Origin of the sequence: Lentzea flava, assembly GCF_014648475.1 — a bacterium.
Lineage (GTDB): Bacteria > Actinomycetota > Actinomycetes > Mycobacteriales > Pseudonocardiaceae > Lentzea > Lentzea flava.
This window is the reverse complement of sequence record NZ_BMRE01000074.1, coordinates 20374-31173: the sequence shown is the minus strand read 5'-3', so window position 1 is coordinate 31173 and position 10800 is coordinate 20374. Positions and strand designations below refer to the sequence as shown.

The window sequence follows — 10800 nt, the reverse complement described above, 5'->3', positions numbered from 1 at the left end:
GCGGTGGCCGTGCCCATGTCAAAACCCAAGCGCCTCCTGGTTAAAACACCAGGTCCACCTGAGGTGGACAAAAGCGCCGTTCATCGTTTCTCAGCGCAATTTCACTCGCCGATGACCGGCTTCGCGGCCTTGGGCGGGTCGACGAGAGCCTCGCCGTCGATCCGCACCTTCCGCTTGTGCTCGCTGTTGCCACCCTGCTGACCGCCGGCACCGGCACCCATCGGAGCGCCGCCCATCATGCCGCCGGCCGCGCCACCGGCGCCGCCACCACCGGGGCCGTGCGCGGCGGCAGCACCACCGGCAGCAGCACCTCCAGCGGCACCACCGGCCGCCATGACACCGGCCGCGCCACCGAACTGCGTCGCCGCGGTACCACCGGCACCGCCACCACCGGCCGGGCCGCCGAGGCCTGCGGGCATGCCGCCCCCGCCGCCACCCGCGCCGCCCATGCCCTTGGGGATGCCACCGCCTCCGCCGCCACCGCCGCCGCCTCCGGTCGAGGCCGCGGTCGCCGCGTGGTCGGTGGTCGGGCGGTACCAGTCGGCGTTCGTCGTGGTCGGCGTGGCGCCGAACGACGGGGGCTTGGTCACGCCACCGGCCACCGTGGTCGTGTCCGGCTCCCAGTGGCCGGGCACCCAGCGACCAGGACCTTGACCGGTGCCGGAGCCCGAACCGGGCGGGGTGTAGCCGGGGCTGACCTGACCGCCGGAGCCGCCACCGGGGGGACGTCCACCCTGGTAGCCGCCCTGCTGCGAGCCGGGCGGGGTGTAGACCGGCGCCACGTGCCCGCCCGCGCCCGCTCCACCGCCACCGGACGGGGAACCGACGGGAACACCACCGGGAGGCGGCGTGTAGACGGGTGCGACCTGGGGGCCCGCACCGGCCGTGTTCGTGCCGCCCTGGTAGTTGCCCGCCCCGCTGGTGAACGTGCCACCCGCACCGGCGTGAGCCTGGTTCTGCTGGTCGGCGCGGAGACCGTCGAAGCCGCCCGCGGTCGGCCGGCTGGCGCCACCGCCACCACCGGCGCCCTTGTGCGCCAGCGAGGAGATCGCGTCGATGACCTGCTCGGCGATCTTGGCGATCTGCGAGACCTGCTTGATCAGGTTCATCAGCTTCTGCACCGAGCCGAGCAGCTTCTGCAGGAAGTCCGCCAGCTTCTGCGCGTACCTGACCGCGGTGGACACGATGTCCGCGATCGCGCCCGCGATGGCAGCGCCGAAGGTGAGGAACGACGCCGCGAGCCACTGGATGATCTTCATGACCATGTCGGCGACGGCCTGGCTGATCAGGTCCATGATCTGCTTGCGGACCTCGGCGACGAGCTTGCCCGCTCCCTCGACCGCCGCGGCGATGCCGTGGGTCGCCTTGGAGAGCGACTCCAGGCCGCCGGCGTGCCTCTTGGCGGCGGCGCGGTAGGCGTCAGCCGCCCTGCCCTGCCACTCGCGGGTCTGCGTGACGCAGATGCGCTGGTACTCCTGCGCGATGCCGTGCACCTGCTGACCGGCCGACCGGTAGGTCTCGGCCATCCTGGAGATGGACTCCGGGCTGCCCAGCAGTATGTCGAACGGCTCGCGCAGGAAGTCGACGTGCTGGATCGCCCAGCTGAACCCGGCGGCCAGGAAACCGCTCAGCGGGTTGCCGGACATGCCGATCATGCCCATGGCCGTGTTGGCCATGCCCAGACCCGCGTTGACCCAGTCGCCCCGCTCGATGGCGGAGTACGTGTTCGAGATGTTGCTGATCAGCTGCTGGGTGTCCTGACCAGAGCTCTGCTGTGCGGGGGCGTTCATCCCCTGCCTCCCTGGAACCCGAACATGTTGTCGAGGTCGACCTGCTCGTACTGCTCGATCGTCTCCTTGAGCCCGCGGCCCATGTCCATGAGCGAGTTCGCCGCCTTGCCGAGCCCGTCCTGCCCGAGGCCTGCCTGCTGGAGCACGTACTGGGCCAGAAAGCCCAGGAAGACGCCGAACGCCTCGCTGGTGAGCGCGCCCGGATCGCACGTCTCGGTGGCCTTCCGCATCCGCTCCATGAGCCGGTCCACGCTGGCGGCGTGAGATCTCAGCTCATCGAGATCGATGTTGAAGTGCTGCTGCATCGCCTAACCCCCTCCTCCTGCACTCAGGCCATGACGTCGGGCGGGTTGGTGAAGTACTCGTCGTCGGGCCGCGTGTCCTTGCGCTCCAACTCCGACTTCGGTTCCTCCTCGTCGGTTCCGTCACCCGCGTATCCGTTCGGCATCTGCGCCTTCACGAACTCGAGAGCCGGGCTGTCGCCGACGAAGTCCGTCATGATCTGCACGACGCGGCCGGAGGCGTCCCGCTGCGCCTTGGCCGAGGCGGCGAGCACCGCGGAGGCGATCTCGCTGGGGTCCATGCCGCGGGCCTCCGGCTTGATCTGCAGATCGGTCAGCACGCCGGTGGCGTTGACGGTCACCGTGATCAGGCCGTCCGGCGAGCTGGCGCTTCCGCCCACACCACCGAGCTGGCCGGCGGCCTGCTCGGCCTGCTGCTTCGCCTGCTCGATCTTGGCCCCGTACTGCTTGAGCCACTGATCGGGGTCAATGGGCTGCATGGTCACCCCCGTTGAGTGAATTGGTCGTTCGTTCGATTCGCCGTAGACGCCCGTATCGTTTCACTCGTTCCCTGCTCACCGATACTTTGAGTCCGATTACCGCCATCCGGGCTAACGAAGGGGTGCACCGTGCCTGAGGGGGTGCTGGAGATCGACCGCATCTCCAAGCGCTACGGGGAGGTCGTCGCCCTGCAGAACATGTCTTTTGACGTGCGTGCGGGCGAGCTCTTCGGATTCGTCGGCAGCAACGGCGCCGGGAAGACCACGACCATGCGCATCGCGCTGGGCGTGCTCGCGGCCGACTCCGGCGAGGTGCGGTGGAACGGAAGAGCCGTCGACCTCGACACGCGCCGCCGGATCGGGTACATGCCGGAGGAGCGCGGGCTGTACCCGCGGATGCGCGTGCTCGACCAGCTCGTCTACCTGGCCGAGCTGCACGGCATGAGCACCAACTCCGCCCACACGAGCGCGGAGAACTGGATCGCGCGCCTCGGCCTGCGCGACCGCCGCACGGACGAGGTGCAGCGGCTGAGCCTCGGCAACCAGCAGCGCGTGCAGCTCGCCGCCGCCCTGGTGCACGAGCCGGACGTCCTGGTGCTCGACGAGCCGTTCTCCGGCCTCGACCCGGTCGCGGTGGACGTGATGAGCCACGTGCTGCGCGAGAAGGCGTCCTCCGGGGTGCCCGTGGTGTTCTCCAGCCACCAGCTCGACCTGGTGGAACGGCTGTGCGACCGGGTCGGCATCGTCAGCGCCGGTTCGATGGTCGCGAGCGGAACGGTCGACGAGCTGCGCTCCGGCGGGGTGCCGCGCCTTGTCGTTGAGTCGCCAACCACCGACTGGACTGCCACGCTGGACGGCGTGCGGGTGATCGAGAAGAACGGGACGCGCTGCGTGTTGGAGCTCGCGTCCGGTGTCGACGACCAGGCGGTCCTGCACGCCGCACTGGCCGCGGGCCCCGTGCACGAGTTCTCCCGTCAGCGCCCGACGCTGACCGAGCTGTTCCGCAACGTGGTGACCACCGAGGCGAGGAGCACATGACGTCCGCTCGAGCGGTCTCCCTGGTGGCGCGGCGCGAGTTCGTCACGAAGGTGCGCACCAGGTCGTTCCTGATCGGCACCGCGGTGATCATCGCCGTGCTCGCCGGGTACGTGGTGCTGCAGTCGGTGCTGTTCGACGACCAGCAGCGCAGTGTCGTCGGCCTGTCGGGACAGGCGACGCAGCTCGCGGATCCGTTGCGGCAGAAGGCGAAGTCGTTCGGCATCGAGGTCGAGACGCGCGACGTCACGACCGTCGAGAACGCCGAGCAGCAGGTCCGCGACGGCTCGCTGGACGCGTTGGTGACAGGTGCCCCGCCGGCGCTGAAGATGATCGTCAAGGGCTCCGGCGACGAGGTGCTGACGACTGCGCTGAACGACGTGCTGCGCCAGCAGGTGCTGGTCGCCCAGCTCGCCGAGGCGGGCATCACCCCGCAGCAGGTCGCACAGAACCTCGCGAACGTCAGCGTGGCCGTCACAGCGCTCGAACCCGTTGACCCGCAACGAGGTCAGCGTCTCGCCATCGGTCTGATCGTGGCCGCGCTGCTGTACTACTCGCTGCTCGTCTACGGCACGATGGTCGCGCAGGGCGTGGTCGAGGAGAAGTCCAGCCGCGTCGTGGAGATCCTGCTCGCGACGGTGCGACCGTGGCAGTTGTTGCTGGGCAAGGTGATCGGCCTCGGCGCGGTCGGCCTGCTGCAGCTGCTGGTGATCTCCACGATCGGGCTCGGCCTGTCGTCGGCGTTCGACGTGATCGACGTGGGAGCGCTGGGCGGAACGGCTCTGCTGACGGGTGTCCTGTGGTACCTGCTCGGCTTCTTCTTGTATGCCACGGTGTTCGCGGCCGCCGCGTCGCTCGTGTCGCGCCAGGAGGAGCTGCAGTCGGTGCTGACGCCGATCAGCATGACGATCATCGTGGCGTTCGTGGCAGGCATCAACCTGATGATCGGCAGCCCGTCCGGCCCGACCGTCACGGTGCTGTCGTTGCTGCCGCCGTTCGCCCCGATCCTCATGCCCGGCCGGATGGCGATGGGCGTGGCGACCACCTGGCAGGTGGTTCTGGCGATCGTGCTGGCGTTGGCGGCCATCGCGGCGATCACGTGGCTGGGCGGCAAGGTCTACGCGAACGCCGTGCTGCGAACGGGGGCTCGCGTGAAGCTCCGCGAAGCCCTCCGGACCTAGCCGTGGAGCCGGACCAGGCCAGGGAGCTGCTGCGGCGGCGCATCGACGCCTACTCGGACGAGTTGTGCGACCAGGCGATGCGGATGCTCGACCAGCTGACGGCCCTGCGCGAGTCGGTCGACCAGACCGAGACCCGCCCGGCGGTCGACGCGGCACTGGTCGCGTTCGTCGCCGCGTGCCGCAAGGTCGCCTTCGACCACGCCTTCTTCGGCTCCCTGCCAGGACCGCGGCCGCAGTCACGCCTGATCGCGGCCCAGGACCAGGCCGCCGTCGACGCGGTGGTCGACGGGCTCGACTCGCTCCAGCAGCTGTTCAACAGGCACGCCGAGTTCCAGGAGTGGGTCGACGCGACCAACAACGCAAGGGAGTACCGGGCGGCGGCGACCTACGTCCAGCACGCCCGCGTGACGCTCACCTGATGGCCTGATACCGGTCGAGCGCGATTTTCCGTTCGACGGCGTGGTCCACGATCGGTGGGATGTCGAGGCTGTCCGGCGCGTACCTGCGCACGTACGCGCCGTCCGGGTCGAACTTCTTGGCCTGCGTCAACGGGTTGAACACGCGGAAGAACGGCGCGGCGTCCGTGCCGCACCCCGCGACCCACTGCCAGTTGTGCTGGTTCGAGGCGATGTCGCCGTCGACGAGGTGCCTCATGAAGTGCCGCGCGCCCCACCACCACGGCAGATGCAGGTCCTTGATGAGGAAGCTGGCCGCGATCATGCGAACCCTGTTGTGCATGAAGCCTTCCCGCAACAGCTGGCGCATGCCGGCGTCGACGATCGGGTAGCCGGTGCGCCCTTGCTTCCAGGCCTCGAAGAGCTCCTCGTCGTTGTCGTGCTTCATCCGGTCGAACTTGCGGTCGTAGTTCTCCCGCGCGGTCTCCGGCCGGTGCCACAGCACGTCGGCGTAGAACTCGCGCCAGGCGAGCTCGCTGCGGAACGTGCCGTCGCAGTCCTGGAGCAACGTTCTGGGGTGCAGCACGCCGAACTTGAGGAACGCCGACAGCCTGCTGGTCGCGTCGAGGTCGGGACGGTCGCGGGTGGAGTCGTAATCGGGCAGCCGTTCGTCGCGGAACTTCTCCCACAGGGCCAGCGCGTCCGGGAGTTTCTGTTTGATCGTGGGGATTTTCGTGCTGTGTGCCGGTTCCATCCAGTCCAGAGTGGACTTGTCGGTGTCCGCGGGCTTGCGCCAGCCGTGGTCGAGCCAGGCGTTGCGGAACGGCGTGAAGACCTTGAACGGCGTGCCGTCCGCTTTGCGAACACGGCCGGGGGTGACCGCGTAGGGCGAGCCGGAGCGGACGAGTTCGATGCCCCCCAACGCCTTTTCGACGGCTTCGTCCCTGCGGCGCCCGTACGGCGCGCAGTCGGCGGTGATGTGGACACTGCCCGCTCCGATTTCCTTCGCGATGCGCGGAACGGCCTTCGCCGGGTCGCCGCGCACGATCATCAGGCGGCCGCGGAGTTCGTCGTTCAATGCGTGCAGGCAACGGTGGAGGAAATCGATTCGCGGTTGCCCGGAAGGTTTCAGCAACCTGTCGTCGAGAACGAACAATCCGAGTGCTCGGGGAGACCTTTCCGCAGCCGCGAGAATGGCCGGATGATCGGATGTCCGCAAATCGCGGCGGAACCAGACGAGGGAGGGCGGGGAACTCACCAGTCGACGCTAAAGCGGGTGAGCCGAGTCTGCACAACGAGCGATGTCGTCTACACCCCGTAGATGTCGTCCAATTCGGCTTCGTCCGGCGTTCGGTGGTACTGCTCGACCTCGCTCGGGATGCCGTGGGTGAACGTGACGGACCGGAAGTCGGGACGATCGGGCCTCTCGGTGAAGGAGCAGTCCCGGAACGTCGCCGGCCCCGTGAAGGCGGCGCCACGGAACTCCGTCAACTCGTCGAACTTCACCTGGTCGAAGGTGGTGTCCCCGGTGAACGCCGCCTCGTCGAAGGACGCCGACGAGGTGAAGGTGACCCAGCTGAAGTGGGCACGCCCGGCGAAGGTGACCGAGGTGAAGAAGGCGTAGCCGCCGAAGGTCGTCATCACGAACTCGGCCGGATCGGCGAAGGTGGCCGAGATGAAGCGGGCGTCGCCGGTGAAGGTGGCCTCCGAGAACACGGTCAGTCCGGCGAACACGGCGTGCTGGAAGGAGGCGTTGCGGACCTGGCAGCGGTCGAAGCGGAAGTCGACCAGGGCCGCGCCGGTGAGATCGACGTCGATGTCTGCCCAGTACGTGCTCACCGGGCGATCTTCGTCGGGGCCGGTGCGCAGGTGGTCAACGAGCAGGCGCTGGGCGGTGAGCCGCACCTCGCGCTCCTGCACGCGCTCGCGGTGCTCCAGGAGCACCTTCTCGTCCGCGTCCGGACCAGGAAGGAGTTTCTCCGGCGGGGTGAAGGGCATGCGCAGGTAGGCGCACCAGACGTTGACGATGGTCTGCCGCTGGCCGGGGTTGTCCTGCGCCAGGCGTTCCAACGCGTAGAGCCCGCCGAGCCGCACCGGCGCCTTGTCGGAGCCGAGCTGCTCGACGGCCTTCGTGTAGAGGTCGGTGATCCGGCGGGCCTCTGCGTCCCTCTCCGTGGCCTCTGCGACCTGGAGCTGGTGCGCCAGCGCGCGTTCGCGGTTGTCCAGGTCGGCTTCCGTGGAACGTTGCCGGCGCCACGCCAGGTAGAGGGCGAACAGGCCACCGCCACCGAGGCCGACGCTCAGGCCGACGCGCAGTGCCTCCAGCCGGGCCGAGACCAGGTCCTTGCCGGTGAGGCCGTTCGTGACCGGCCACCACAGCACCGTCACGACCGCGGCGGTGAGCAGCGCGATCGCCAGCAGGACGGCCACGAGCTTCCACCGCGGAATCGGCGGCAGGACGGGACGTGAACCCGGAGGAGGAACGCTCACGGGACGCAATCTTGGCAGCAAAGCAAAAGGCGCACCCGCGGAACGGGCGCGCCTTTTGATGAAGCGGTACAGCTCAGCGGTTCTCCATCGCGACGAAGTCGCGCTCGGTCGGACCGGTGTAGATCTGCCGCGGGCGGCCGATCTTCGTGGCCGGGTCGTTGATCATCTCGCGCCAGTGCGCGATCCAGCCGGGGAGACGGCCGAGCGCGAACAGCACGGTGAAGAACTTCGTCGGGAAGCCCATCGCCCGGTAGATCAGGCCCGTGTAGAAGTCCACGTTCGGGTAGAGCTTGCGGGAGATGAAGTAGTCGTCGCTCAGCGCGGCCTCTTCCAGCTGCTTCGCGATGTCGAGCAGCTGGTCGTCGGCGCCGAGCTTGCCGAGGATCTCGTCGGCCGTCTTCTTGATGATCGCGGCGCGCGGGTCGTAGTTCTTGTAGACCCGGTGGCCGAAGCCCATCAGACGGACGCCGTCCTCCTTGTTCTTGACCTTGTTGACGAACGACTTCACGTCGCCGCCGTCGGCCTTGATCTTCTCGAGCATCTCCAGCACCGCGCTGTTCGCGCCGCCGTGCAGCGGGCCGAACAGGGCGTTGATGCCCGCGGAGATGGACGCGAAGAGGTTCGCCTCGGACGAGCCGACCAGGCGCACGGTCGACGTGGAGCAGTTCTGCTCGTGGTCGGCGTGCAGGATGAACAGCAGGTCGAGGGCGCGGACCAGGTCCGGGTCGAGGTCGTAGGCCTCGGCCGGGAAGCCGAAGGTCATGCGCAGGAAGTTCTCCACCAGGCCCAGCGAGTTGTCCGGGTAGAGGAACGGCTGGCCGACCGACTTCTTGTAGGCGTAGGCCGCGATGGTCGGCAGCTTGGCCAGCAGGCGGATCGTGGAGATCTCGACCTGGTTCGCGTCGAACGGCGACAGCGAGTCCTGGTAGAAGGTCGACAGGGCCGACACCGCGGAGGACAGCACCGGCATCGGGTGCGCGTCACGCGGGAAGCCGTCGAAGAAGCGCTTGAGGTCCTCGTGCAGCAGGGTGTGCCTGCTGATCTTCTGCGAGAAGTCCTCGAGCTGGGCGGCCGTGGGCAGCTCGCCGTAGATGAGGAGGTAGCTGACCTCGATGAAGTTCGAACGCTGGGCCAGCTGCTCGATCGGATACCCGCGGTAACGCAGGATGCCCGCGTCACCGTCGATGTAGGTGATCTGGGAGGAGCAGGAGGCCGTGTTGACGAAGCCGGTGTCCAGGGTTACCAGACCGGTCGTCGACAACAGTTTGCCGAGTTCGATGCCGGACGCGCCTTCGGTCGCCGGCACCACCTTCATCTCGAGCTCTCCGCCCCCGTGGCGCAGCGCGACGGTCTGGGTGTCGTTCGGCGCAGTCGTCGCGTCGGGCATTCAAGTCCCTCTCAACGCTCGGACGGGGTGGCGGCAGGTCGCACGGCCTGCCGACGTCTCGGACCACCCCGTTGGGATCTGAGTCTTCTAAGTTCACCCACGCTAGTCGGCGGAAGGCCCGCCTCGCAGCAGCGGTGTGAACCGATTCTGTGAGATGGGACCGGCATCACATCCGTAATGCCAGTTTCTAGCGCGGCTCCTTCACGGTAGTCCGTTCCCCGGTTTTATCCAGCCAACGCAGCGGTGAGTTCGCTCGCAAAGGGCGGTTCGGCACCCGCACGCGAACATGTGATCGCGGCGGCGGCACCCGCGTAGGTCAATGCCGCGGTCCATTCATCACTCCTGAGTGCTCGAACGTTCTCCGCGCTCAACGCGTCGTGGTCGTGCAGCCACGCGAGCAGGGCGCCCTGCACCGTGTCGCCGGCGCCGATCGTGTCGACCACGTCCACCTTCACGGGCGGCACGTCGACCTGGTCCGTGGCGGTGATCACCGAGAGACCATCGCCACCCTTGGTGAGCACGACGGCGGCCGGTCCCTGTGAAATCCACGTCCTTGCGATCTCGATCACGTCGCCGTCCTCGGCGAGCCACTGCGCGTCCTCGACCGAGACCTTCAGCAGGCCGACATCGGGCAGCCACGACCGGAACCGCGCCCGGTACGCGCCCGGATCGTGGATGAGCCCTGCCCGGATGTTGGGGTCGAGCGCGGTCAGCAAGCGCTTGCTCTCGCGCCTGAGGACCTTCTCGTAGACGGACGCGCCGGGCTCCAGCACGAGCGACAGGGTGCCGAACGACACGGCCCGCACGTCCTCGGGCAGCGGCCCGGGGTCCTCCACGAGCCGGTCGGCGGTGCCGTCGACGTAGAACGAGTAGCGCGCGGAGCCGTCCTCGGCGAGCCCGACGACGGCGAGCGTGGTGTTCTCCGGTCCGCGCTGGACCAGGTCGGTCCGCACGTTCGACGCGTGCAGCCGCTTCACGAGCTGCACGCCGAAGTGGTCGTCCGACACCCGCGACAGGAAGCTCGTCGGCACGTCCAGCCGGCCGAGGGCGACGGCGACGTTGTACGGCCCGCCGCCGAGCTTCGGTGCGAGCGGGGCGAGCTCGTCGTCCCCCACCGGCACCATGTCGACCAGTGCCTCACCAGCAACCACGATCACTTCTGGCTCCGTTCTCTCTGAAGCCCATCCAACAACAGCTCACCCAGCGCGGTGAACGCCTCGGCGTCCGAAACACCTGCCCGTTTCGTGAGGACACCCGTCTGGATGCTCTCGATGAGCAACCCGGCCATCTCGGCGAACAGCGTGGCGTGGACCTCGCGGAACACGTGCGTCTGGACACCGTCCTGGATGAACGCCTTGATGCGCTCGGCCGCGGCGCGCGCGTTGCGCTCGTACGTGGCACGCGTGGGTGGGAACGCGGACACGTCGGCGATGAACGCCGCCGAGGCCTTGCTGAGCTCCTCCGCGGCCCCCGCGAGGTAGCTGCCGATGCGTTTGCGCACGTCGTTGAGGCCTGCGATGCGCTTCTCGATGCGCTCGGCGGCGCCCTTGAAGTAGCGCCCGACCACCCGCACGGCGAGCTGTTCCTTGCTGCCGGCGAGCGCGTACAGCGTCGATTTCGAGCAGTGCAGCCTGCCCGCGATGTCGTCCAGGGTCAGGTGAGCGAAGCCCTCGTTCAGGAAGAGGGACTCCAACCGGGTGAGCAGCTCGGCCTGCCGCTGCGTGAGAGCCCGTGTCATGTG

General features: G+C 68.4%; 11 protein-coding genes. 3 read left to right on the top strand and 8 right to left on the bottom strand.

Annotated features, from left to right (window positions below):
• Positions 1-101 precede the first annotated feature (101 nt).
• From IEZ09_RS47605 to IEZ09_RS41910, 3 genes are read right to left on the bottom strand one after another with little or no spacing between them, the layout of a single operon-like run.
• Positions 102-1790 carry a WXG100-like domain-containing protein gene (locus tag IEZ09_RS47605; RefSeq protein ID WP_189259426.1) on the bottom strand — a complete coding sequence of 563 codons (1689 nt, stop codon included), beginning with the start codon at positions 1788-1790 and terminating at the stop codon, positions 102-104.
• Positions 1787-2095 (bottom strand): hypothetical protein, encoded by a 309-nt coding sequence (locus tag IEZ09_RS41915; protein WP_189259425.1) that lies wholly within the window; start codon positions 2093-2095, stop codon positions 1787-1789. The genes IEZ09_RS47605 and IEZ09_RS41915 overlap by 4 nt, the downstream gene beginning before the upstream one ends.
• Before the next feature lie 23 nt (positions 2096-2118).
• Positions 2119-2571: a YbaB/EbfC family nucleoid-associated protein gene (locus IEZ09_RS41910; protein ID WP_189259424.1), complete on the bottom strand. Its 453-nt coding sequence runs from the start codon at positions 2569-2571 to the stop codon at positions 2119-2121.
• Between the two features lie 129 nt (positions 2572-2700).
• Between IEZ09_RS41910 and IEZ09_RS41905 the strand changes: the two genes are divergently transcribed.
• The 3 genes from IEZ09_RS41905 to IEZ09_RS41895 are packed head-to-tail and all read left to right on the top strand — an operon-like array spanning position 2701 to position 5206.
• Complete coding sequence (locus IEZ09_RS41905; protein WP_189259423.1) at positions 2701-3609, top strand: ABC transporter ATP-binding protein; 909 nt, start codon at positions 2701-2703, stop codon at positions 3607-3609.
• Positions 3606-4787: an ABC transporter permease gene (locus IEZ09_RS41900; RefSeq protein WP_189259422.1), complete on the top strand. Its 1182-nt coding sequence runs from the start codon at positions 3606-3608 to the stop codon at positions 4785-4787. Before IEZ09_RS41905 ends, IEZ09_RS41900 begins: the two co-directional genes overlap by 4 nt.
• Positions 4788-4789: 2 nt before the next feature.
• Positions 4790-5206 (top strand): hypothetical protein, encoded by a 417-nt coding sequence (locus tag IEZ09_RS41895; protein WP_189259421.1) that lies wholly within the window; start codon positions 4790-4792, stop codon positions 5204-5206.
• Here the strand turns inward: IEZ09_RS41895 and IEZ09_RS41890 are convergent.
• The 5 genes from IEZ09_RS41890 to IEZ09_RS41870 form a co-directional block, all read right to left on the bottom strand.
• The gene (locus IEZ09_RS41890; protein WP_189259429.1) at positions 5199-6443 is read right to left on the bottom strand and encodes a cryptochrome/photolyase family protein; all 1245 of its coding nucleotides are present in this window, start codon (positions 6441-6443) and stop codon (positions 5199-5201) included. The genes IEZ09_RS41895 and IEZ09_RS41890 overlap by 8 nt on opposite strands.
• A gap of 47 nt (positions 6444-6490) precedes the next feature.
• Entirely contained in the window at positions 6491-7672 is a 1182-nt protein-coding gene (locus IEZ09_RS41885) for a pentapeptide repeat-containing protein (RefSeq protein ID WP_189259420.1), read from the bottom strand.
• 73 nt (positions 7673-7745) lie between these two features.
• Positions 7746-9059, bottom strand: a complete 1314-nt coding sequence (locus IEZ09_RS41880) for a citrate synthase (protein ID WP_189259419.1) — start codon at positions 9057-9059, stop codon at positions 7746-7748.
• 224 nt (positions 9060-9283) lie between these two features.
• Positions 9284-10216 (bottom strand): carbohydrate kinase family protein, encoded by a 933-nt coding sequence (locus IEZ09_RS41875; RefSeq protein WP_189259418.1) that lies wholly within the window; start codon positions 10214-10216, stop codon positions 9284-9286.
• Complete coding sequence (locus IEZ09_RS41870) at positions 10213-10797, bottom strand: TetR/AcrR family transcriptional regulator (protein WP_189259417.1); 585 nt, start codon at positions 10795-10797, stop codon at positions 10213-10215. The genes IEZ09_RS41875 and IEZ09_RS41870 overlap by 4 nt, the downstream gene beginning before the upstream one ends.
• Between the last annotated feature and the right edge of the window lie 3 nt (positions 10798-10800).